This window comes from Bombilactobacillus sp. ESL1197 (assembly GCF_058107145.1).
Map to the genome: position 1 here is coordinate 623,244 of NZ_JBYLTY010000001.1, position 20,635 is coordinate 643,878.

At 38.0% G+C, this 20,635-nt stretch carries 31 protein-coding genes; 28 read left to right on the forward strand and 3 right to left on the reverse strand.

Features of this window, described 5'->3' with window-relative positions; genetic code table 11:
* Positions 1 to 21 precede the first annotated feature (21 nt).
* From rplN to rpsI, 24 genes are all read left to right on the forward strand, one after another.
* Positions 22 to 390, forward strand: a complete 369-nt coding sequence (gene rplN, locus AC3B6B_RS02630) for a 50S ribosomal protein L14 (RefSeq protein ID WP_489755276.1) — start codon at positions 22 to 24, stop codon at positions 388 to 390.
* Positions 391 to 421: 31 nt separating this feature from the next.
* On the forward strand, positions 422 to 685 hold the full coding sequence (rplX, locus tag AC3B6B_RS02635) for a 50S ribosomal protein L24 (RefSeq protein WP_489757151.1): 264 nt from the start codon (positions 422 to 424) through the stop codon (positions 683 to 685).
* A gap of 25 nt (positions 686 to 710) precedes the next feature.
* Positions 711 to 1,253, forward strand: a complete 543-nt coding sequence (rplE, locus tag AC3B6B_RS02640; RefSeq protein WP_489757705.1) for a 50S ribosomal protein L5 — start codon at positions 711 to 713, stop codon at positions 1,251 to 1,253.
* A 20-nt stretch (positions 1,254 to 1,273) separates the two neighbouring features.
* Complete coding sequence (locus AC3B6B_RS02645) at positions 1,274 to 1,459, forward strand: type Z 30S ribosomal protein S14 (RefSeq protein WP_489755279.1); 186 nt, start codon at positions 1,274 to 1,276, stop codon at positions 1,457 to 1,459.
* A 26-nt stretch (positions 1,460 to 1,485) separates the two neighbouring features.
* Positions 1,486 to 1,884: a 30S ribosomal protein S8 gene (rpsH, locus tag AC3B6B_RS02650; RefSeq protein WP_489755280.1), complete on the forward strand. Its 399-nt coding sequence runs from the start codon at positions 1,486 to 1,488 to the stop codon at positions 1,882 to 1,884.
* 27 nt (positions 1,885 to 1,911) lie between these two features.
* Positions 1,912 to 2,448, forward strand: a complete 537-nt coding sequence (gene rplF / locus AC3B6B_RS02655; RefSeq protein ID WP_489757152.1) for a 50S ribosomal protein L6 — start codon at positions 1,912 to 1,914, stop codon at positions 2,446 to 2,448.
* Positions 2,449 to 2,478: 30 nt separating this feature from the next.
* Complete coding sequence (rplR, locus tag AC3B6B_RS02660; RefSeq protein WP_489757153.1) at positions 2,479 to 2,844, forward strand: 50S ribosomal protein L18; 366 nt, start codon at positions 2,479 to 2,481, stop codon at positions 2,842 to 2,844.
* A gap of 18 nt (positions 2,845 to 2,862) precedes the next feature.
* Positions 2,863 to 3,363, forward strand: a complete 501-nt coding sequence (gene rpsE, locus AC3B6B_RS02665) for a 30S ribosomal protein S5 (protein WP_489757154.1) — start codon at positions 2,863 to 2,865, stop codon at positions 3,361 to 3,363.
* Positions 3,364 to 3,374: 11 nt separating this feature from the next.
* On the forward strand, positions 3,375 to 3,557 hold the full coding sequence (gene rpmD, locus AC3B6B_RS02670) for a 50S ribosomal protein L30 (RefSeq protein WP_489757155.1): 183 nt from the start codon (positions 3,375 to 3,377) through the stop codon (positions 3,555 to 3,557).
* A gap of 29 nt (positions 3,558 to 3,586) precedes the next feature.
* Positions 3,587 to 4,027, forward strand: a complete 441-nt coding sequence (rplO, locus tag AC3B6B_RS02675) for a 50S ribosomal protein L15 (protein ID WP_489757156.1) — start codon at positions 3,587 to 3,589, stop codon at positions 4,025 to 4,027.
* The gene (secY, locus tag AC3B6B_RS02680; RefSeq protein ID WP_489757157.1) at positions 4,027 to 5,331 is read left to right on the forward strand and encodes a preprotein translocase subunit SecY; all 1,305 of its coding nucleotides are present in this window, start codon (positions 4,027 to 4,029) and stop codon (positions 5,329 to 5,331) included. Before rplO ends, secY begins: the two co-directional genes overlap by 1 nt.
* Before the next feature lie 18 nt (positions 5,332 to 5,349).
* A complete protein-coding gene (locus AC3B6B_RS02685; RefSeq protein WP_489757158.1) occupies positions 5,350 to 6,006 on the forward strand; it encodes an adenylate kinase in 657 nt (218 codons plus the stop codon).
* Positions 6,007 to 6,113: 107 nt separating this feature from the next.
* Positions 6,114 to 6,332: a translation initiation factor IF-1 gene (gene infA, locus AC3B6B_RS02690; protein ID WP_489757159.1), complete on the forward strand. Its 219-nt coding sequence runs from the start codon at positions 6,114 to 6,116 to the stop codon at positions 6,330 to 6,332.
* 49 nt (positions 6,333 to 6,381) lie between these two features.
* Positions 6,382 to 6,498, forward strand: coding sequence for a 50S ribosomal protein L36 (gene rpmJ / locus AC3B6B_RS02695; protein ID WP_045922249.1), 117 nt, complete (start codon positions 6,382 to 6,384; stop codon positions 6,496 to 6,498).
* An 18-nt stretch (positions 6,499 to 6,516) separates the two neighbouring features.
* Complete coding sequence (gene rpsM, locus AC3B6B_RS02700; protein WP_489757160.1) at positions 6,517 to 6,882, forward strand: 30S ribosomal protein S13; 366 nt, start codon at positions 6,517 to 6,519, stop codon at positions 6,880 to 6,882.
* Between the two features lie 21 nt (positions 6,883 to 6,903).
* Positions 6,904 to 7,299 carry a 30S ribosomal protein S11 gene (rpsK, locus tag AC3B6B_RS02705; RefSeq protein WP_489755290.1) on the forward strand — a complete coding sequence of 132 codons (396 nt, stop codon included), beginning with the start codon at positions 6,904 to 6,906 and terminating at the stop codon, positions 7,297 to 7,299.
* 69 nt (positions 7,300 to 7,368) lie between these two features.
* Positions 7,369 to 8,304, forward strand: a complete 936-nt coding sequence (locus AC3B6B_RS02710; RefSeq protein ID WP_489757161.1) for a DNA-directed RNA polymerase subunit alpha — start codon at positions 7,369 to 7,371, stop codon at positions 8,302 to 8,304.
* Between the two features lie 20 nt (positions 8,305 to 8,324).
* Entirely contained in the window at positions 8,325 to 8,705 is a 381-nt protein-coding gene (gene rplQ, locus AC3B6B_RS02715; protein WP_489757162.1) for a 50S ribosomal protein L17, read from the forward strand.
* Positions 8,706 to 8,904: 199 nt separating this feature from the next.
* Positions 8,905 to 9,741 (forward strand): energy-coupling factor ABC transporter ATP-binding protein, encoded by an 837-nt coding sequence (locus tag AC3B6B_RS02720; protein WP_489757163.1) that lies wholly within the window; start codon positions 8,905 to 8,907, stop codon positions 9,739 to 9,741.
* Complete coding sequence (locus AC3B6B_RS02725; RefSeq protein WP_489757164.1) at positions 9,717 to 10,580, forward strand: energy-coupling factor transporter ATPase; 864 nt, start codon at positions 9,717 to 9,719, stop codon at positions 10,578 to 10,580. The genes AC3B6B_RS02720 and AC3B6B_RS02725 overlap by 25 nt, the downstream gene beginning before the upstream one ends.
* On the forward strand, positions 10,573 to 11,370 hold the full coding sequence (locus AC3B6B_RS02730; protein WP_489757165.1) for an energy-coupling factor transporter transmembrane component T family protein: 798 nt from the start codon (positions 10,573 to 10,575) through the stop codon (positions 11,368 to 11,370). The genes AC3B6B_RS02725 and AC3B6B_RS02730 overlap by 8 nt, the downstream gene beginning before the upstream one ends.
* Positions 11,371 to 12,114, forward strand: a complete 744-nt coding sequence (gene truA, locus AC3B6B_RS02735; protein WP_489757166.1) for a tRNA pseudouridine(38-40) synthase TruA — start codon at positions 11,371 to 11,373, stop codon at positions 12,112 to 12,114. It abuts the gene before it with no gap.
* A 149-nt stretch (positions 12,115 to 12,263) separates the two neighbouring features.
* Positions 12,264 to 12,707 carry a 50S ribosomal protein L13 gene (rplM, locus tag AC3B6B_RS02740; RefSeq protein WP_489757167.1) on the forward strand — a complete coding sequence of 148 codons (444 nt, stop codon included), beginning with the start codon at positions 12,264 to 12,266 and terminating at the stop codon, positions 12,705 to 12,707.
* 13 nt (positions 12,708 to 12,720) lie between these two features.
* Positions 12,721 to 13,113: a 30S ribosomal protein S9 gene (rpsI, locus tag AC3B6B_RS02745; protein WP_489757168.1), complete on the forward strand. Its 393-nt coding sequence runs from the start codon at positions 12,721 to 12,723 to the stop codon at positions 13,111 to 13,113.
* Positions 13,114 to 13,421: 308 nt separating this feature from the next.
* Here rpsI and AC3B6B_RS02750 read toward each other — a convergent pair whose 3' ends face one another.
* Positions 13,422 to 14,354 carry a DUF5067 domain-containing protein gene (locus AC3B6B_RS02750; RefSeq protein WP_489757169.1) on the reverse strand — a complete coding sequence of 311 codons (933 nt, stop codon included), beginning with the start codon at positions 14,352 to 14,354 and terminating at the stop codon, positions 13,422 to 13,424.
* 226 nt (positions 14,355 to 14,580) lie between these two features.
* On the opposite strand from AC3B6B_RS02750, the gene AC3B6B_RS02755 reads away from it, so the two are divergent.
* Both AC3B6B_RS02755 and AC3B6B_RS02760 read left to right on the forward strand, forming a co-directional pair.
* Positions 14,581 to 14,790 carry a hypothetical protein gene (locus AC3B6B_RS02755; RefSeq protein WP_489757170.1) on the forward strand — a complete coding sequence of 70 codons (210 nt, stop codon included), beginning with the start codon at positions 14,581 to 14,583 and terminating at the stop codon, positions 14,788 to 14,790.
* Positions 14,791 to 15,042: 252 nt separating this feature from the next.
* Positions 15,043 to 15,939 (forward strand): cation diffusion facilitator family transporter, encoded by an 897-nt coding sequence (locus AC3B6B_RS02760; RefSeq protein WP_489757171.1) that lies wholly within the window; start codon positions 15,043 to 15,045, stop codon positions 15,937 to 15,939.
* On the opposite strand, the gene lepB is transcribed toward AC3B6B_RS02760, so the two are convergent.
* The gene (lepB, locus tag AC3B6B_RS02765; protein ID WP_489757172.1) at positions 15,936 to 16,520 is read right to left on the reverse strand and encodes a signal peptidase I; all 585 of its coding nucleotides are present in this window, start codon (positions 16,518 to 16,520) and stop codon (positions 15,936 to 15,938) included. The two genes, AC3B6B_RS02760 and lepB, sit on opposite strands and share 4 nt — an antisense overlap.
* Before the next feature lie 111 nt (positions 16,521 to 16,631).
* Between lepB and AC3B6B_RS02770 the strand changes: the two genes are divergently transcribed.
* Positions 16,632 to 17,573 (forward strand): AEC family transporter, encoded by a 942-nt coding sequence (locus AC3B6B_RS02770; protein ID WP_489757173.1) that lies wholly within the window; start codon positions 16,632 to 16,634, stop codon positions 17,571 to 17,573.
* 13 nt (positions 17,574 to 17,586) lie between these two features.
* Positions 17,587 to 18,267: a 2,3-bisphosphoglycerate-dependent phosphoglycerate mutase gene (locus tag AC3B6B_RS02775; RefSeq protein WP_489757174.1), complete on the forward strand. Its 681-nt coding sequence runs from the start codon at positions 17,587 to 17,589 to the stop codon at positions 18,265 to 18,267.
* Positions 18,268 to 18,377: 110 nt separating this feature from the next.
* Here AC3B6B_RS02775 and AC3B6B_RS02780 read toward each other — a convergent pair whose 3' ends face one another.
* Positions 18,378 to 20,465 (reverse strand): KUP/HAK/KT family potassium transporter, encoded by a 2,088-nt coding sequence (locus AC3B6B_RS02780; protein ID WP_489757175.1) that lies wholly within the window; start codon positions 20,463 to 20,465, stop codon positions 18,378 to 18,380.
* Positions 20,466 to 20,635: the final 170 nt, after the last annotated feature.

Genomic DNA, 20,635 nt, shown 5'->3' on the forward strand with positions numbered 1-20,635 from the left:
CCATGAGAGGAGGATCCTAATTTGATTCAACAAGAAACGCGGTTACGTGTTGCTGATAACTCTGGTGCACGTGAATTGCTAACTATTAAAGTGTTAGGCGGCTCTGGTCGCAAAGTTGCCGGTGTTGGTGACGTCATTGTTGCAACTGTTAAACAAGCAACACCAGGTGGCGTTGTCAAAAAAGGTGACGTAGTGAAGGCTGTTATTGTTCGAACAGTATCTAGTTCTCATCGTCCAGACGGTTCTTACATCAGTTTTGATGAAAATGCTGCTGTTATTATTAACGCTGATAAGACCCCTAAGGGAACTCGTATTTTTGGACCAGTTGCACGTGAGTTACGTGATAACAATTTTATGAAGATCGTTTCATTAGCTCCCGAAGTTTTGTAAAATCTGGAATTCATAAGGAGGTGCTTGACCAGTGTTTGTAAAAACCGGCGATAATGTCAAAGTCATTGCGGGAAAAGATAAAGGTAAGACTGGTACAGTCATTAAGGCTTTTCCTAAGACCAATAAGGTAACTGTTAAGGGAATCAATATGGTAAAGAAACATCAAAAGCCATCTCAAACAGAACCTAACGGTGGAATCAAAGACGTTGAAGCTCCGCTTGATGCATCAAATGTTAAAGTTGTGACAGCAGCTCAAGAACCTGCTAAAAAGTCCGACAAAAAGAAAGATAAATAATTAAGGAAGGAGGATTTTGTCTAAGATGGAAAATGCTTTGCATAAAAAATATGTTGAAGAAATTACTCCTAGTTTAGTAAAGAAATTTAATTACAGTTCTGTTATGCAAGTCCCAAAGATTGATAAGATTGTCTTAAACATGGGTGTTGGTGACGCTGTTTCTAATTCTAAAAACTTGGATAATGCAGTTGAAGAATTAAGCTTAATTTCTGGACAAAAACCTTTAATTACTAAAGCTAAAAAATCCATTGCTGGTTTTCGTTTACGTGAAGGCATGGCAATTGGAGCTAAAGTTACTTTACGTGGTGAAAGAATGTACGACTTTTTAGATAAGTTGATTAATATTTCATTACCACGTGTGCGTGATTTCCATGGTATCAACGGTCGTTCATTTGACGGTCGTGGAAATTATACCTTAGGAATTAAGGAACAATTAATTTTCCCAGAAATTGACTATGATAAAGTTAGCAAAGTTCGCGGATTAGACGTTGTAATTGTTACAACAGCTCAATCTGATGAAGAAGCTAAAGAGTTATTAACGCAAATTGGAATGCCATTTGCAAAGTAGTAAATTAGGAGGTCAAACTATTGGCTAAGAAGTCACAAATTGTTCGGAATCATCGTCCAGCAAAGTTTTCATCACAAGCTTATACACGTTGCGAACGCTGTGGTCGTCCACATTCTGTATATCGTAAATTTAAGCTCTGCCGTATTTGCCTTCGTGAATTAGCTCATGATGGACAAATTCCAGGTATGCGTAAAGCTAGTTGGTAAAAAAATAAAACTTAGGAGGTCAGCACATGTCTATGACAGATCCAATTGCGGATTACTTAACACGGATTCGTAATGCGAACATGGTTCGTCATGCTTCAGTAGAAGTACCAGCTTCTAATATGAAGAAAAGTATTTCTGAAATTCTTAAACGTGAAGGTTTTATTCGCGATTATGAAGTAATTGATGATCATAAACAAGGTATTATCAAGGTTTACTTGAAATATAGTAAAGATAATGAACGCGTCATTACTGGCTTGAAGAAGATTTCAAAGCCAGGTTTACGTAGCTACGTTAAAGCTGATGCAGTTCCCAAGGTTCTTAATGGTTTAGGTATAGCTATTCTTTCAACATCTGAAGGAGTTATCACAGACAAAGAAGCTCGGGCTAAAGACATCGGCGGCGAAGTTATTGCCTACGTTTGGTAAAATCAATAACAAGGAGGTGCGCTTAGCGTGAGTCGTATTGGAAATAAAGTAATTGATCTTCCAGAAGGCGTAACAGTAGCAATTGATAATGATCAAAATGCTATTACTGTTAAGGGACCTAAGGGTGAATTAACTCGTGATATTAGCCCGAAGATTACAGTTACACAAACAGACAATCAATTAAAGTTTGAACGTCACAATGAAAGTGACAAAGCTATTCACGGAACAACTAGAGCTAATGTGAATAACATGGTACTCGGTGTTACAGACGGATTCCAAAAGAATTTGGAATTGGTTGGTGTTGGTTATCGTGCTCAAAAGAAGGGTAATGACTTAGTTTTAAATGTTGGTTATTCCAACCCCGTTGAAATGACAACACCTGAAGGTTTAACAATCGATGTTCCGTCAAATACTCAAATCAATGTTAGTGGTATAAGTAAACAAAAAGTTGGTCAATTTGCGGCTGAAATTCGTGATGTTCGTCCACCTGAACCATATAAAGGTAAAGGTATTAAATATGCTGATGAACATATTCGTCGTAAAGAAGGTAAGACTGGTAAATAGTTAACCAGTTTATTCTGAATAATTTATGAGGTGAAAATTGTGATTACTAAACCAGATAAAAACAAGACTCGCGCTAAGCGTCATCGTCGAGTTCGTGCTAAAATCTCTGGTACTGCTGAGCGCCCACGCTTAAACGTTTTTCGTTCCAATAAAAACATCTACGCTCAATTAATTGATGACGTAGCGGGTGTAACGCTAGCAAGTGCCTCAACTTTAGACTCTGAAGTAGCAGCAGCTAACAAAACCGAACAAGCAAGTGCTGTTGGTAAATTAATTGCTGAACGTGCTGTCAAAGCTGGTAAGTCAGATGTTGTCTTTGATCGTGGCGGTTACTTATACCAAGGTCGGGTTCAAGCATTGGCTGAAGCCGCACGTGAAAATGGTTTAAAATTTTAGAAAGGAGGAATAAGATTTATGGCTTTTGTTGATCCATCTCAATTAGAATTAGAAGATCGCTTAGTTTCTATCAATCGGATTACTAAAGTTGTTAAGGGTGGTCGTCGTTTACGGTTTGCTGCAATTGTTGTGGTTGGCGATAAGAATGGTCACGTTGGCTTAGGAACAGGTAAAGCTCAAGAAGTTCCAGAAGCTATTCGTAAGGCTGTTGACGATGCACGTAAAAACTTGGTAGAAGTACCAAAAGTTGGAACAACCATTCCTCATGAAATCATCGGTGAATTTGGCGCTGGTCGAGTTCTCTTGAAGCCAGCTGTTGCTGGTTCTGGAATTGCTGCTGGTGGTTCTGTTCGTGCCGTTATGGAATTGGCTGGTATCGATGATATTACTAGTAAGTCACTGGGTCGTAACACACCAATTAATATGATTCGTGCTACGATGGATGCCCTAAAGAAGTTGAAGACTGCGCAAGAAGTTGCTAATTTACGTGGTATTTCAACTGAAGAATTACAAGGTTAGGAGAGCACACAATGGCTAATAAAATTAAAATTACTTTGAAGCGTAGTGTGGCACATCGGATTCCAGAACAACGTAAAGTTGTTAAAGAATTGGGCCTTGGACGCATTAACAGTTCAGTAATCAAGCCTGATAATGCTGCAATGCGCGGAGCAGTTTTAAAGATTGCTCATTTAGTTGAAGTTGAAGAAGCTTAATCATTAAATTTTAAGGAGGTGCCTTAATCGTGAAGTTACATGAAATACAAACGAGTGCAGGTTCACGTCATACACGCAAGCGTGTAGGTCGCGGAACTTCTTCGGGCTTTGGAAAAACTTCCGGACGCGGACAAAAAGGTCAATTAGCACGTAGTGGTGGTAAGACTCGTCTAGGTTTTGAAGGTGGTCAAATGCCTTTATTCCGGCGGATGCCTAAGCGTGGTTTTAATAATATTAATCGTAAAGAATATGCGGTTGTTAATTTAGATCAATTGAACCAATTTCGTGCTGGTAGTGTTGTAGATGCACAAGCTTTGAAAAAAGCTGGAATCATCAAGAAAGAATTAGCTGGCGTTAAATTATTAGCTAATGGTGAATTAACTAAGAAATTAACCATTAAAGTCAATAAAGTATCTAAAGCTGCTAAAGAAGCGGTTGAAGCAGCAGGTGGTTCAATCGAGGTGATTTAATGCTAGGAACACTTAAGAATGCTCTTAAAGTTAAAGAAATTCGTAAAAAGATTTTTTTCACATTGTTTATTTTGGCAGTGTATCGTTTGGGAGCACAAATTACAGTTCCAGGTATTAACGCTGCAGCAATGGAAAAGGTTGGTTCTACCGGATTAATTCCTTTGCTGGATACAGTTAGTGGCGGTGGTTTATCTAACTATTCGATTTTCTCGTTAGGTGTTTCGCCTTATATTACTGCCCAAATTGTAATTCAGCTGTTGCAAATGGATATTGTTCCTAAGTTTGTTGAATGGAGTAAGCAAGGTGAAGTTGGTCGACGTAAATTAAATCAAGTAACTCGTTATTTGACGATTTTCTTAGCCTTTGTACAATCAGTCGGAATAACCGCTGGTTTTAATGCTTTGAGTTCAATGAAGGGTTTGAAGTTAGTTCCTAAACCTGATTGGCAAACCTTTGTAGTTTTAGGGGTTGTCATGACAGGTGGTTCAATGCTTTTAACTTGGATGGGTGAGCAAATTACTGATAAGGGTATTGGTAATGGTGTTTCCATGATTATCTTTGCTGGTATTGTTGCTCGCTTGCCACACGGAACTTATCAATTAGTAAAGGATAAAATTATTAGTTCGACTGGTTCGGATCTTTGGTTGAACATTTTATTCTTAGTTTTGATTTTAGTTGCTGTTTTGTTAGTAACACAGTTTACAACTTATGTTCAACAAGCTAATCGTAAAGTGCCGATTCAATATACTCGGCGAGCAATTAGTGGTGGTTCTGAAAGTTATTTACCATTGAAAGTGAATGTAGCGGGAGTTATCCCAGTTATTTTTGCTAGTTCACTAATTGTTACTCCGTCGACGATTTTGATGGCCTTTCAAAATTCTCATGGCGGTGATACTTGGTATCAAGTCTTACAAAATATTTTTAGCTTACAAACAACAACTGGTTCTATTGTGTATACTGTATTAATTGTTCTGTTTACTTTCTTCTACGCCTTTGTTCAGGTTAACCCTGAAAAATTAGCGGAGAACTTGCAAAAGCAAGGAGCTTATATTCCGGGTATTTGGCCAGGAAATGCGACAATTAAATATATTTCTGGTTTATTAATGCGTCTATCAACTGTTGGTTCTGTCTTTTTAGGTTTAATTGCTTTACTACCTCAGTTAGCAACTAATTTGTTTGGCCTACCACAATCGATTGGCTTAGGTGGAACAAGTTTGTTAATTGTTGTTGGGGTAGCGATTGAAGCTAATCGGCAATTAGAAGGATTGTTGATGAAGCGTGAATATGTTGGTTTTATTCGTTAAAAGCTTGGAGGAAGTTTGATGAATTTAATGTTAATGGGTTTACCAGGGGCTGGTAAAGGAACACAAGCTGAAAAAATTGTTGATCAATATCATGTCATTCATATTTCAACTGGTGATATGTTTCGCGAGGCTATGGCTCAAGAAACACCAGTGGGTTTGAAAGCTAAGTCTTATATTGATCAGGGAAATTTAGTTCCTGATAGTGTTACTAATGAAATTGTTAAGGAACGTTTAGCTCAAAGTGATGTCTTTCAAGCTGGTTATATGCTAGACGGTTTTCCAAGAAATTTGGATCAAGCGAAAGCTTTAGATCAGATTGATGATGAATTAAGTTTAAAACTGGATGCCGTGATTGATATTGATGTGCCAACTGATTTGTTGGTTGATCGTTTATCAGGACGCTTTATCTGCCGGGATTGTGGTTCCACTTATCATAAGTTATATAATCCACCGAAAGTTGATGGAACTTGTGACCGTTGTGGTGGTCATGATTTTTATCAGCGTGATGATGATAAGCCTGAAACGGTTAAAAATCGTTTGGATGTTAATATTAAAATGAATACACCGTTAATTGATTATTATCAAAATGCAGGTATCTTGCATAAAGTTAATGGTGCGCAAGAAATTGATCAAGTTTTTGCAGAAATTGATCAAGTTTTAAAACAGATTAATTAATTGGTGGCAATCACTTCATTTATATGGTACACTAAGCGCGTGTATCGTCTAGTGAGTGCCAAGCTCTCACTATTTTTGTGTTTAAAAGAAACGAGGAGGATACTTTTTTGGCTAAAGATGACGTAATCGAAGTTGAAGGAACTATTTCCGATACTTTGCCAAATGCAATGTTCAAAGTTAAGTTGGAAAATGGTGCTACTGTGTTGGCTCATGTTTCTGGTAAAATTCGGATGCATTATATTCGGATTTTACCTGGTGATAAAGTTACGGTTGAACTTTCACCTTATGATTTAACTAAGGGGCGTATTACCTATCGTTTCCGGTAAATAGTGTGAGTCAAAGTTGTCCGTCAGTTCAGATGGGAGGATTTAGTTTATGAAAGTTAGACCATCAGTGAAACCAATGTGTGAGCATTGTAAAGTGATTAAGCGGAAGGGTCGCGTCATGATTATTTGTTCTGCTGACCCAAAGCATAAACAAAGACAAGGTTAAAAAGGAGGTTAACAACATATGGCACGTATTGCAGGTATTGACTTACCACGTGATAAACGTATTGTTGTCGCATTAACCTACATCTATGGGATCGGTAATACAACCGCTCAAAAGGTGTTGGCTGCTGCCGGTGTTTCTGAAGATATCAGAACACGTGATTTGACTCCTGAACAAGAGGAAAAAATCCGTGCGCAAGTAGATGGCATTAAGGTTGAAGGTGACTTACGTCGTGAAGTCAGCATGAACATTAAACGTCTACAAGAAATTGGTTCTTATCGTGGTATGCGTCATCGTCGTGGTTTGCCCGTTCGTGGTCAAAACACGAAAAATAATGCTCGGACTCGTAAGGGCAAAAAGATGGCTATTGCTGGCAAGAAAAAATAATAATAAAGGAGGTAATGATTAATGGCAAACAAGAAAGCAAAGACTTCACGTAAGCGTCGTGTAAAGAAAAATATTGAATCTGGTGTAGCACATATCCATTCAACATTTAATAATACGATCGTGATGATTACCGATACTCATGGTAATGCTGTTTCTTGGTCTTCTGCAGGTGCATTAGGATTTAAGGGTAGTCGTAAATCAACACCATTTGCTGCGCAAATGGCTGGTGAAGCTGCTGCTAAAGAATCCATGGAACATGGTATGAAATCAGTTGAAGTAGCTGTTAAAGGTCCTGGTTCTGGTCGTGAAGCTGCGATTCGCTCATTACAGACTACCGGTCTAGAAGTGACTGCAATTCGTGATGTCACACCAGTTCCTCACAACGGTTCACGTCCACCAAAACGCCGTCGTGTTTAGTTTTGACCCAAGCATTAGTGTTAAACTTTTGTTGTTAAACAGTGTTGTGAAAGGGGCAAAACATAAATAATGATTGAATTTGAAAAACCTGTTATCACAAAAATTGATGAAACAGATAATTACGGTAAATATGTAATTGAGCCATTGGAACGCGGTTATGGGACTACATTAGGTAATTCTTTACGGCGAGTTTTATTGGCTTCTTTACCAGGAACAGCAGTTTCTGACATTCAAATTGATGGAGTTTTACATGAATTTTCAACAATTGATGGTGTCTTAGAAGATGTAACTGAGATTGTTTTAAATATCAAAAAATTGTCTTTAAAATTACATTCCGACGAGAAAAAAGTTGAAATTAATGTTGAAGGCCCCAAACAAGTTACGGCTGCTGACATTGAAACGGATGCTGATTTAGAAATCTTGGATCCTGATCAATATATCTGTACCGTAGCTGAAGGTGGACAGTTGCACATGCAATTGTCTGTTAAAACTGGTCGCGGTTATATTCCGGCAGATCAAAATAAAACTGATGAAACACCAATTGGCGTTTTACCTGTGGATTCGATTTTTACCCCTGTTTCTCGGGTTAATTATCAAGTAGAGCATACTCGTGTGGGTAAGCGAAATGACTTTGATAAGTTAACTTTGGATATTTGGACTAATGGTTCAATTGGTCCGCGGGAATCAATTAGCTTAGCTGCTAAAGTTTTGACAGAGCACTTGAGCGTTTTTGTTGAATTAACCGATGAAGCTAAAGACGCTGAGATGATGGTTGAAAAGGAAGAAACTCGTAAAGAGAAGAAACTTGAAATGACCATCGAAGAACTTGATCTTTCAGTTCGTTCATACAATTGTTTGAAGCGGGCGGGGATTAATACTGTCCAAGAATTAACCGATAAATCTGAATCAGATATGATGAAAGTGCGCAATTTAGGGCGTAAGTCTCTAGAAGAAGTTAAAGAGAAGTTGGCCAATTTAGGATTGTCACTGCGTCTAGATGATTAAGATGAAAAGGAGGTAAACAGATGAGTTATCGTAAATTAGGTCGAGCATCAGATAAACGTAAGGCAATGTTACGTGATTTAACAACAGATTTGTTTATTAACGAACATATTGTTACTACTGAAGCACGCGCTAAGGAAGTTAGAAAAACAGCTGAAAAGATGATTACGTTAGCTAAACGTGGCGATTTACATTCTCGGCGTTTGGCAGCTAGTTATTTGCGTAACGAAGTAGCAAGTATTACTGAAGAAGATGATGCAGTAGTTATTCAATCAACTTTGCAAAAATTATTTAGTGATATTGCTCCACGTTATCAAGATCGTCAAGGCGGCTATACTCGTATTTTAAAGACTGCCCCTCGTCGTGGTGATGCAGCACCCATGGCAATTATTGAATTAGTTTAATTTATAGATTTTTTTAAATAGCTATTTAAATGATCATTCTTTCGATTAGTAGTGAGCGTAATGATGTTGGTGAAAGCTAAGTCTAGCTCTAATGCTTTAGCGCTACTTTTCGGGAATGATTTTTTTGTGGTTTTGATTATATTTAAGAAAGTCTATGGTATGATATTGATTAAAAGCACTATTGAGATGAGGTGACAGCATGGAAAATATTATTCAATTAGACCATGTCACGTACACTTACGAAGAAGCAGAAACACCAGCATTGGATCAAGTTAGTTTACAAGTCAAACCCAAGCAATGGGTCGCTATTATTGGTCGTAATGGTAGTGGTAAAAGTACCTTGGCCCGAATTTTAAATGGATTATTACAACCACAATCAGGACAAGTTAAGGTTGCTGGGCAAGTATTATCCGATGAAACACTTTGGACGATTCGGGAACAGTTGAGGATTATTTTTCAAAATCCAGATCATCAGTTTGTGGGTGCTACTGTTGAAGATGATGTCGCTTTTGGCCTAGAGAATCAGGGGATGCCCCGAGAACAGATGGTCCAACGAGTGGCTTGGGCTTTAGAGCGTGTACAAATGACAGATTATGCGCAAAAGTCGCCACAGTTACTGTCTGGTGGGCAAAAGCAACGAGTTGCAATTGCTGGTATTATTGCATTAAAACCTAAAATTATTGTGATGGATGAGGCCACGAGTATGTTGGATCCGCAAGGTCGTCGCGATATTATTCAATTAATTAAAGCTTTACAACAAGAATTAGGCATGACGGTTTTATCAATTACCCATGATCTAACAGAAATCGTTCAAGCAGATCAGGTAGTGGTTTTAAAAGCGGGGCATGTTTTAAAAACAGGTGCTGTGAAAGATATTTTTCAAAATCCGCGACAACTAACCGATTTTGGTTTGCAACCACCGTTTACGCAAAGCTTGCAATTATTATTACAGGAACAAAAAATTGCAATTGATAATCAATATTTAACAAAGCAGGAATTGGTTGAAAAATTATGGCAATTACATTTGAACAGGTAACACATACTTATCAAGCTGATGGACCATTGGCGTATACTGGCTTAAAGGACGTCAGCTTTGAAATTGCTGATGGCAGTTTTACCTCGATTATTGGTCAGACTGGCAGTGGAAAGTCAACTTTAGTGCAGCATATGAATGCGCTCTTAAAGCCGACCAGTGGCACGGTAACAATTGGTCAGCACAAAATTACTGCAGAGACAAAAAATAAGCATTTAAAGCCGTTGCGTCAGCAAGTAGGGATGGTTTTTCAATTTCCAGAACAGCAGTTATTTGCAGAAACGATCCAAGAAGATATTAGTTTTGGTCCGAAAAACTTTGGTGTAGATGCGAGTGAAGCTAATAACTTAGCTTTAAAAATGTTAGATTTGGTTGGCTTACCACAAAGTTTAGCTGATAAGTCACCCTTTGATTTATCTGGTGGGCAAATGCGGCGGGTGGCCATTGCGGGTGTTTTAGCATCGCAGCCACAAGTATTGATTTTGGATGAACCAACAGCAGGTTTAGATCCCCAAGGACATCAGGAATTAATGCAGTTATTTGCCCAATTGAATCAAACTGGTACTACGATTGTGTTGATTTCTCATCAAATGGAAGATGTGGCATTATACAGTGACCAAGTTTTAGTGATGGACCATGCACAATTGGTTCGTGCTGCTAGTCCACAAGTGATTTTTAATGATCAAGAATTTTTAACTCAGCATCATTTATTACAACCAGAAAGTACGCAATTTGCACAAAAGTTGCTACAAAGGGGCTTTAAATTTGCATCATTGCCGATTACGATGCCAGAGCTAGTCGCACAGTTAGTTCCACAATTGAGAGGAGAGAACGATGGGTAAAATCATTATTGGGCGTTATTTACCTGGCAATTCATTCATTCATCAGTTGGATCCGCGAGCTAAATTTATGGCCACTTTTTTATTTGTTATTATTGTCTTTTTAGCTAATAATTGGTTAACCTACGCCACTTTGTTGGCGTTTGTTATTGGAGCGGTTTATTTGTCGCAAATCTCGCTGAGTTTCTTTTTGCGTGGTATTCGCCCCATGTTAATTCTTATTTTATTTACGGTTGCTTTGCAAGTCTTTTTGACACCTGGGGGGCATCCTTTTTGGCACTGGGGCTTTTTATCATTATCAAGTTTGAGTTTGACTAATGGAGCATACATTTTTTTTCGCTTTATTTTAATTATTTTCATTTCAACTTTATTAACAATTACCACTACTCCGTTACAAATGTCTGACGCGATTGAATCATTATTAAAACCGTTGCGATATGTTCATTTTCCGGTTGACGAAGTAGCTTTGATGTTGTCAATTGCTTTACAATTTATTCCTTTGTTATCTGATGAAACTACTAAGATTATGAATGCTCAGCGGGCGCGGGGCGTGGACTTTGGCGAAGGAAATATTATTAAACAAATCAAAGCGATTGTTCCGATTTTAATTCCGTTATTTGTTAGTAGCTTTAATATTGCTTATGACTTGTCAGTGGCGATGGAATCACGGGGCTATCAAGGTAGTGCTGGTAGAAGTAAATATCGTCAGTTGCACTGGCAAAAAAAAGATACCATCATGTTAATGACATTTGGATTACTGACAATTTTACTTTTAATTTTACGGAGTTATTAAATGACGACTTATAAAATGACTGTGGCGTATGATGGCACTAAATATCATGGCTTTCAAAAACAGCCACAATTAGCAACAATTCAAGGCACTATTGAACAGGCTTTAGCTAAGATGACGAAGGGCCAATTAGTCGAAATAATTGGTTCGGGACGTACGGATGCAGGAGTGCACGCTTTAGGACAAGTTATTTCTTTTAATTACCCGGGAAATATTCCAGCGGAGCAAATGTTAAAGGCGTTAAATAGTCTCATGCCACTAGATATTCTCTTTACAAATTCCCAAATTGTTCCGAAAAATTTTAATGCCCGTTTTGATACGGTTAGTAAAATATATGAATATCGGGTGGCTTTGGGGCGTTATACGGATCCTTTTTTACGATTATATACGGGTCATTACCCTTATCCGCTGGAAGTTTCACGCTTACAGATAGCGCTACAAGATATTGTTGGTGTTCATGATTTTACTAGCTTTGCTGCCAGTGGCGGCGTTATTAAAAATAAAGTACGCGAAATTTATCAAGCTCAGCTCGATTTAAGTGACTATCCACGACAATTGAAATTTATTTTTCACGGTAATGGTTTTTTGTATAATATGGTGCGCATTATGGTCGCAACACTTTTGGAAATTGGCAACGGTCGGCGTGATGTGCATGATTTTATGCGATTATATGAAGTCAAAGATCGACAACAAGCCCGGGTAACAGCGCCTGCGAGTGGTTTATTTTTAAAGCAAGTGTTCTATTAAGTTAAAACGTGAGTGTTGAAAACAACAGTGACTTATCATTGACTTCAATAAAATTAACGATTATACTGATAAATGGTATTGTTTACCCCACGATGAGCCCCGGAAACTTATTGAGTGTGTGAACAAACACAGATATTGGAGGAAAACAAATGCGTACAACACCATTAGCTAAACCAAGCGAAGTTGAACGTAAATGGTATCTGATTGATGCAACTGATGTCGTCTTAGGTCGTTTATCATCAGCTGTCGCTACAATTTTACGTGGCAAGAATAAACCAACATTTACCCCGAACGTTGATACTGGTGATAATGTAATTATTATTAACGCCGACAAAGTGAAGTTGACCGGCAAGAAAGCTACTAAGAAGATGTACTATCATCATAGTAATCATCCTGGTGGGTTGAAGACTACTTCTGCAGGTAAAATGTTGGCTGAAAAGCCTGAACGGTTGATTGAAACTTCAGTTCGCGGCATGTTGCCAAAGAATTCCCTTGGTCGTCAACAATTTAAGAAGCTTTATGTCTATGCAGGTTCAGAACATAAACATGCAGCTCAACAACCTGAAGTTTTAGATGTTAATAAGTTGATTTAAGGAGGAGAATAATTTGGCACAAGTATCTTATGCTGGAACTGGACGTCGTAAAGACTCAGTTGCTCGTGTACGCTTGGTCCCTGGTAAGGGTCAAGTAACAATTAATAAACGTGCTGCAGAAGATTACATTCCTTCTGCAAGTTTGATCAAAGATTTAAAACAACCGTTGGATATCACTGAAACTGCTGATAGTTATGATGTCTTGGTTAATGTTCATGGAGGCGGTTTTTCTGGTCAAGCTGGTGCAATCCGTCATGGAATTGCGCGGGCTTTATTGGAAGTAGATCCTGATTTTCGGGCACCTTTGAAACGTGCAGGCATGTTAACTCGTGATCCACGAATGAAAGAACGTAAGAAGCCAGGTTTGAAGAAGGCTCGTAAGGCTTCACAATTTTCCAAACGTTAAGATATTTCTACTAACACTTTCGATTACGAAAGTGTTTTTTTATTTGTTCAATTAAATATTAGGTAGCTAGTTGCTAGTTTTAATAGCCATTGATTAGTTGAGTTTCAGTGAGCATTAAAAGAACACCTAAAGTAGAATTATGCCAATAAAAAAGAAGTATATTATCATCTTTCCATAAAGAGAAAAGATCAATCTTATTTTACTTAGATAATTAGACACAAAAAGGCCCCCGAAGTTGTTCTAACTTCGGGAGCCACATTATAAATTAAATCAATTATCAGTATGATCAATTTGAAATTGCTGTTGTGTTATAACTTAAACGGCTGCGTTGTAGCAATAGGCTGTTTAGTTTTTAAGTTCATAAAGAACATGGAAATTTGATCCTTAGTGTTATTCACGGAATAAAGCATTGCTGCTTGGGCTTTTTGACCGGCAGCCACTGCTTGTTGAGCGGTATTCAAACGATCTTTCATATCTTGGTTATCACCAATATCGTTATTAGCATTTAAAATTTGATTGTCCTGTTTTAATTGCAAATCTTGACTAACAATATCTGCTGGTTTCAAGTCTTGTTTGGAATTATTAGTAATTGTGTATTCAATATATAAAGCTGGTTTATTATTAGCGTCAGAAATCAATTTAACGCCGTCAGCCGAATTATTCAGCTCTAATGTAAAATCATCAGTCTCATATTTCATATTGTCATAGGAACCCGGATTTTTCCATTGGCGTTCATTAGCTTCACTATGTTGAACGTCTTTGGCTGCAGTATCTTTCTTTAAAGCGGGCGTGACTTTCGTAGTCTTCGGGTGCTTCTTTAACGGTAGTTGCTTAGAAGTTGTCTGTTCACTTTTAGGATGATCAGTGGTTTTCGGTGCTTGTTTAGTCGGATGTAAAAGTAAGAAAACTAGTAAGATTGCAGCTACTACAATAATGAGCACTGCAATAATCCAAAAAATTGGTTGTTTATACCAAGCTTTATTATGTTTGCCATGATTGTTGCTATCATTACTTGGTTGGGGATTAGTCGGCGGCATTTGATAATTTGGTGTTTGATTACGCGGATAATCCGGTTTGGGGGGGAGATTAGTGTTTAAAGGAGCTTTTGGTTGTTCAGAAAAATTAGGCGCCACAGGCTCAGGTGCTCTGGGAGCGCTGGGGTGTTGTGGCACGGGATTGTTATTAGTTAAATTGTTGTTTTGATTGGTTTTAAATTGATGTTTCGATCTTTGTTTCGGCATATACATCAGCCTCCTCTACAACATCTTATACAATCTGGCCCTCAAATTAAACTATTCTGATGAAAACTCAACTAAATCTTAAAAAATAAACGTTTGGTAAGGAAAAATTTTTTTCAATTAGGCGCCAATAATCAGAAAAATACAGCAAGCCCCTTGAATTTTTGAACCAAAAATGATATAACATTCTGGTTGCTAAAAGAGTGAGGGTTCTGATGGAGGAATGATTATGTTTGTTTTCAATCGTCAGGTATGTGATTACGAAGTAGTTTGTGTGTTTAATACAGTTAATGGTGAGCGCGTGGTTGCTAAAAGAGTTTGTCATAATGTATCACGGCGGGAAGCTATTCAACGAATGAAAAATTGGGTACAAACGAATTATTCTGACAATCTGGACGTCCACCAACCCATTAAGGTTAATGTGAAAGTTAATCATTAATTACAGTTTTGACGACTGAATTTAGTCATTGGGTACTAACTAGTCTAACTTCTTCAGACCAAATTTCTGATTTTTGAAGTAAAAAGTTTAAAGCAATTTACCGAGAGTGGTACTGAGCAATTAAAATTATGTAGTCAAGATTGAAGCAATAGTTAGCGTCAATCTTTTTTTGTACATTTGAATAAGTTCTAGAATTCGGATTGAACATTTTGGTCATTTAACTTAAAATAAAGTTCAAAGGAGTAATATTAAATGACTGAAAAGCATAAAGAAATGTCGACTGTGAAATTTTCGCTAGTAACGCTTTTAAATGCCACAATTACAGGAGCTGAGCTGGTTGGCGGTTTGGTTGCGGGCAGTTTAGGGTTGGTATCTGATGGTTTTCATAATATGGAAGATACTTTGTCAGTCGTTTTGTCATTTATTGCTCATTTAATTGGTAAAAAGGCCAATGATGAACGGCAGACTTTTGGTTATCAGCGCGCTGAAATCTTAGCCGCTTTTGTCAATTCAGCTATTTTAATTGCAATTACAATTTTTTTAGCAGTGGAAGGTCTAAAGCGGCTCTTTCATCCACAAAAAGTTAATGGTCATCTGATGTTAATTGTAGCGGTGATTGGTTTTGTAGCTAATCTGATTTCCGCTCTGATCATGATGCAGGGTTCACAACATAATTTAAATATTAAAGCAACTTTTTTACATATGGCGGCGGATGCCTTGTCATCTTTTGGCGTCATCTTAGCCGCAATCCTGGTGCAACTGTTTAATTGGTACTGGGCGGATCCCGTGATTACGTTAATCACTGCCGTTTGGATTTTAAAAGAATCACTGGAAGTGGTTAAACAAACGGTCGCAATTTTGATGGAAGCTAGTCCGCAAATCGATTTACAAGCAGTTTGTCAACAGATTCAAGCCTTGCCTGAGGTGGTGCGGGTACATCATGTGCATGTTTGGCGCATTGATGAACAATTGATTGCTTTTGATGCACATATTAATGTTCAGGAGGATGAACCGACTTCCCAGTTAGAACAACTCTACCAAAAAATTGCTCAAATTCTCAAAGAGTACGGCATAGAACACGTCACACTACAACCAGAATTTAAGCATGGTTTACAGGAGCAAATAGTCCATCAAAAACGGCCTGATTAATAGAATTTGATGCGATTTAAGGGCCAATAACGAACTTTGACAACCCCTAAAATTTGGTCTTTTTTGACGGGGCCAAAACTACGACTATCAGCCGACTTGCGGCGGTTATCGCCCATTACAAAATAATTATCTGCGGGAACATGAGAAATACCAAACAGATTTTTTAATTTAAAATTTTTGGTGAGTAACTTTCCCGGAGCTAATTTGGCTTTGTAAGGATCGAGGTAAGGTTCGTTAATAGCTTGGTGATTGATGTAAGTGGTATCGTTTTTAGAAGTGATTTGATCATGCGGAATGCCAATCACCCGCTTGACAAAAAGTTTGTTCTCAGTGGATCCAGGGGGATCTAATAAGACGATATCACCGCGGTGAATCTGAGCATTGGGTTTAACTAAAACGCGGTCGTTAGCGTAAAAGTTGGGCTGCATGGATTGACCATGTACGGTGCCATTAATCCAAACAACATTAAATAAAAGATAAGAAAATAAAGCGACAGTAATGATAAAGCCGCCTAAAATGATGATAAATAAGTGATTTTTGTGCCAAAATTGTTTCCAATCCCAGTGAAGCTGTATCTTCATACGGAAGCCGCCTTTATTTTTTAATTCCCACCGTGTCAATCTCTTCTGAAAATCTGAAGGGATCATGCTAACATAGAATAGATAGGCTAAGTAAGATAGTGAGATGAAGTTATGTTATTGCATAGTATTAGTGGTGTGTTAATCATTTTAGGAATGATTGTAGTTGGCTATTGGTTGACAGTAAGACAATGGTTTGATGAAAATTTTAGTCAGATTGTTTCTAAATTAGTAACGCAGATAGCCTTACCGTGTTACATGATTAATACTATCACGTCTAAGTTTTCTAGAGGAGAACTTTTTCGGATTTTTCCTGATTTAAAATTTCCAATTTTATCAATGATGTTATTATTCATAATTTCCTGGGTGATGCAGTCTGTTTTACGGATTGATTCTAAACATCGAGGTTTGTTTAAATCTATGTTTTCCAATTCGAATACGGTCTTTGTGGGTTTACCAGTGAATATGGCGCTGTTTGGTAAAGCCAGTCTGCCATATGTTTTAATTTATTACATGGCTAATACGACGTTTTTTTGGACGTTAGGCGTGTATCTGATTCGCTTGGATGGTTCGAATAATGAAAAACTAAAATGGTCAGAGATGCTCAAAAAGATTTTTTCGCCACCATTACTCGGTTTTTTAATTGGCGTGATTTTGGTTTTATGTCATATTTCAGTGCCCACTTTTTTGAATTCAGATTTTAAATATATTGGTAATTTAACTATTCCGCTCTCTATGTTTTTTATTGGGATGAAATTAGCCCAAGTGGGCTTAAAGAATATTCGTTTAAGTAAAGATATGTTGGGCATTTTTTTAGGACGGTTTATCTTAGCACCAGCCTTAATGTTTATCTTAGTTAAGTCGGCAGCCGTCCCAGTTTTAATGAAACAAGTTTTTGTTTTACAAGCAGCGATGCCAGTGATGACGAATGCCCCGGTAGTAGCGAAGTTGTACGGTGCGGATTCCGATTATGCAGCTGTGATGGTTACTGCGACTACGATTTTTAGTTTGGTGATGGTGCCCATTTTAATGAATGTAGTGACAATTAGTTTTTGATAGAGGAAGATTAATGGTTAAGTTGATTTTAGTGCGGCACGGACAAAGCGTGGCTAATGAACATAATGAGTATACAGGTTGGTCAGATGTGAATTTGACCGCAAAGGGAAGGCAGCAAGCACAACATGCTGGTCAATTATTAAAGCAACATCAATTGACTTTTGCCCAAGTACACACTTCAGTCTTAAAACGAGCGATTTTGACAGCTTATCTAATTCAGGAGCAATGTGCAGCATTAGCGACCCCGATTAATAAATCTTGGCGCTTAAATGAACGTCATTATGGCGCGCTACGCGGGTTGAATAAAGGTTTTACCCGGCAAAAGTTTGGTGCGCAACAGGTAGCCTTATGGCGGCGGAGCTTTGATAGTGTGCCGCCGTTGTTACCAGCGGTAGATACTAGTCAGCGTGTGTATCAAGGGTGGCCGCAAGACATTTTGCCGCGCGCGGAAAGCTTAAAAATGGCCCTAGAACGGACGGTACCATATTTTCAAGAGGTGATTGGTCCTAAATTAAAAGCGGGGCATAATCAATTGATTGTTGCGCATGGCAGTACATTACGAGCATTAATCAAATATTTGGAACAGATTTCTGACCAGGCAATTGATGGCGTCGAAGTGGGAAATTGTGAACCTATTGTTTACCAATTAGATGCCCAATTGCAGATTACAAGTAAAGTAGTTTTAACAAAGTAACACTCTTAATTAGGTTATTGCATAAAAAATAGAGGTTAATGATCATTCACCCCACCCAGCAGGTTCGTTGTGTTAATGATCTTAACCTCTATTTTTATTATTCCAATTAATTAGTATTCATCTTCATCGTCGTCTTCATCATCCAGCTCTTCCGAATTGTATTTAATCTTGGGATCACGTTGAATGAGTTGTAACCGGTCAGATCGCACCTGACCCAAGGTTAAAGGAACGTATTCTGTGACCACATCGGAGTAGGATAAACCGTACCAAATTGCCGGCGTCACGGTATATTTTTGAAGCCAGAGACGACTTTGGATTAAGTTCTTTTTCCAATTGTTTAGTTGTGTATCTGGTGATAAAACCTCGCGAATCAAAACGAAGGAGAAATCCCCCACACTACGATCCGGAATCGTAGTATAACGTTGTGGTTGACGCGGAAGTTCTTTTTTAATCATCATTTCGTTCACGATTTGGCGCAAGAAGAAATTAACTTTTTGTTCCATGCGAAAACCTAAATATAACTGTACATTGACCATATAATCAGTGCCGTAAGTGTCCACACTATAAGCAGTCGTGTACGGTTTATCAGTAACATTCACGGTCACAAACCAATAAACTTGAGCCCGTTTAGGCCGTTTATCTAAAATAGAATACAGAATGTCTTTTTTGATTTTATAACCATCTTTAACTTTGGCTAAATAAACCAAATTAGTGGTATACATGGGTAAGCTTTGGTCCTGACTTAATTCGCGTAATTGATTTTTATAAGCTAGTAAAGACACATATTCACGGTGGAAGGTATTATCATTTTTCAATAATTCACCATACCGCCAGATCACCATGATGATGATTAATAAAAGCGCAATTCCTAAAGTAATATAGCCACCATGTAAGAACTTGACGCTATTGGTAATTAAAAAGACCGTTTCAATCATTAAGAAAAAGGCAATGACAAGACGCGTTAACCAGCGATTAACTTTGGTAGTTGATAACCAGGCGTTTAATAATAAAGTAGTCATCAACATAGTAATGGTAATTTCTAAGCCGTAAGCGGCGGACATTTTAGCTGAAGTTTGGAAGAAAATAACAATAAAAGAACAAATAACCCAGATAATGTTATTCACAGCCGGAATATACAATTGACCTTTGAAATTGGTCGGATAATTCATGCGTAAACGAGGTAAAATTTTTAACTTCGTGGCTTCCGAAACCAGCGTAAAGGAACCCGAAATTAACGCTTGCGAAGCGATAATCGCTGCTAAAGTAGCTAACAAGGTCATCGCTAAACGGTAGCGTTGCGGAACCATTAAGAAAAAGGGATTAAGATCGGTCAGTTTTTGATAAGTTGCTTGGCCCTTAACTTGGTTAATCCAAACCGCTTGGCCCAAGTAATTAATTAAGAGGCACAATTTAACGTAAGGCCAGCTACCATAAATGTTATTGCGGCCGACGTGCCCCATATCCGAATACAAGGCTTCAGCACCAGTAGTTGCCAGAAAAATACTCCCAAGAATAAAGAGCCCGTTTTTATTTTGCGGACTCACGAGCACTTTAAAAGCGTAATAGGGATTTAAAGCGCGCAGAAAACTCCAATCACCGGCTAAGCGATACAGGCCGATTACTCCTAAGCACGTAAACCAAAGCATCATAATTGGTCCAAAAGCTTTACCAATGGCTTCCGTACCGAAGCGCTGAATAAAAAATAAGCACGATAAGATAATGATTGTGGTTAAAATGACTGTTCCTTGCGTTGTAATGGGAATATGATGCAAAATTTGGACACCTTTTAAGCCTTCAATAGCCGTTGTGACGGTGACCGCGGGCGTCATCATGCCATCAGCCAGAAAAGTGGCGCCACCAATCATTGCTGGAATAATCAACCACTTAGCTTTTTTGCGAACCAAAGTGTATAAAGCAAAGATACCACCTTCGCCATTATTGTCAGCTCGTAAAGCAATTAAAACATATTTAGTGGTCGTGATAATAGTTAAAGTCCAAAAAATTAACGAAACGGTTCCCAAAATAAAATCTGTTGAAATATGACTCAAACCACCATTGCCATGAATTAAAGACGACATGGTATACATTGGTGAAGTACCAATATCACCATAAACCACACCTAAAGCAACTAAAATACCACCCATGGATAGTTTATTTTGCAAATTTTTCTTTTGCTGAATTGTATTCTGAAATTTCATAGTTAATCGCTTGTCCTTATTTAATCTAAAGATAATCAAGGAAAACTCAAAAAAAGCTAGAGTATTAACACAAAACAGATTCAGCCAAAAGCATTTTTAATGCCGCTTGTTAGCAGCACTGTTTAGTTTTTGGTAAGGTGTCAATATTACATTATTGTGCTCTTTCTGGT

Bases quoted from the DNA above. Each gene is read 5' to 3' on its own strand.
- rplE (WP_489757705.1), top strand. From the start codon at position 711: ATGGAAAATGCTTTGCATAAAAAATATGTTGAAGAAATTACTCCTAGT.
- rpsH (WP_489755280.1), top strand. From the start codon at position 1,486: ATGTCTATGACAGATCCAATTGCGGATTACTTAACACGGATTCGTAAT.
- rpsE (WP_489757154.1), top strand. From the start codon at position 2,863: ATGGCTTTTGTTGATCCATCTCAATTAGAATTAGAAGATCGCTTAGTT.
- rpmD (WP_489757155.1), top strand. From the start codon at position 3,375: ATGGCTAATAAAATTAAAATTACTTTGAAGCGTAGTGTGGCACATCGG.
- secY (WP_489757157.1), top strand. From the start codon at position 4,027: ATGCTAGGAACACTTAAGAATGCTCTTAAAGTTAAAGAAATTCGTAAA.
- AC3B6B_RS02685 (WP_489757158.1), top strand. From the start codon at position 5,350: ATGAATTTAATGTTAATGGGTTTACCAGGGGCTGGTAAAGGAACACAA.
- rpmJ (WP_045922249.1), top strand. From the start codon at position 6,382: ATGAAAGTTAGACCATCAGTGAAACCAATGTGTGAGCATTGTAAAGTG.
- rpsM (WP_489757160.1), top strand. From the start codon at position 6,517: ATGGCACGTATTGCAGGTATTGACTTACCACGTGATAAACGTATTGTT.
- rpsK (WP_489755290.1), top strand. From the start codon at position 6,904: ATGGCAAACAAGAAAGCAAAGACTTCACGTAAGCGTCGTGTAAAGAAA.
- AC3B6B_RS02710 (WP_489757161.1), top strand. From the start codon at position 7,369: ATGATTGAATTTGAAAAACCTGTTATCACAAAAATTGATGAAACAGAT.
- rplQ (WP_489757162.1), top strand. From the start codon at position 8,325: ATGAGTTATCGTAAATTAGGTCGAGCATCAGATAAACGTAAGGCAATG.
- AC3B6B_RS02720 (WP_489757163.1), top strand. From the start codon at position 8,905: ATGGAAAATATTATTCAATTAGACCATGTCACGTACACTTACGAAGAA.
- AC3B6B_RS02725 (WP_489757164.1), top strand. From the start codon at position 9,717: ATGGCAATTACATTTGAACAGGTAACACATACTTATCAAGCTGATGGA.
- AC3B6B_RS02730 (WP_489757165.1), top strand. From the start codon at position 10,573: ATGGGTAAAATCATTATTGGGCGTTATTTACCTGGCAATTCATTCATT.
- truA (WP_489757166.1), top strand. From the start codon at position 11,371: ATGACGACTTATAAAATGACTGTGGCGTATGATGGCACTAAATATCAT.
- rplM (WP_489757167.1), top strand. From the start codon at position 12,264: ATGCGTACAACACCATTAGCTAAACCAAGCGAAGTTGAACGTAAATGG.
- AC3B6B_RS02750 (WP_489757169.1), bottom strand. From the start codon at position 14,354: ATGCCGAAACAAAGATCGAAACATCAATTTAAAACCAATCAAAACAAC.
- AC3B6B_RS02755 (WP_489757170.1), top strand. From the start codon at position 14,581: ATGTTTGTTTTCAATCGTCAGGTATGTGATTACGAAGTAGTTTGTGTG.
- AC3B6B_RS02760 (WP_489757171.1), top strand. From the start codon at position 15,043: ATGACTGAAAAGCATAAAGAAATGTCGACTGTGAAATTTTCGCTAGTA.
- lepB (WP_489757172.1), bottom strand. From the start codon at position 16,520: ATGAAGATACAGCTTCACTGGGATTGGAAACAATTTTGGCACAAAAAT.
- AC3B6B_RS02770 (WP_489757173.1), top strand. From the start codon at position 16,632: ATGTTATTGCATAGTATTAGTGGTGTGTTAATCATTTTAGGAATGATT.
- AC3B6B_RS02775 (WP_489757174.1), top strand. From the start codon at position 17,587: ATGGTTAAGTTGATTTTAGTGCGGCACGGACAAAGCGTGGCTAATGAA.
- AC3B6B_RS02780 (WP_489757175.1), bottom strand. From the start codon at position 20,465: ATGAAATTTCAGAATACAATTCAGCAAAAGAAAAATTTGCAAAATAAA.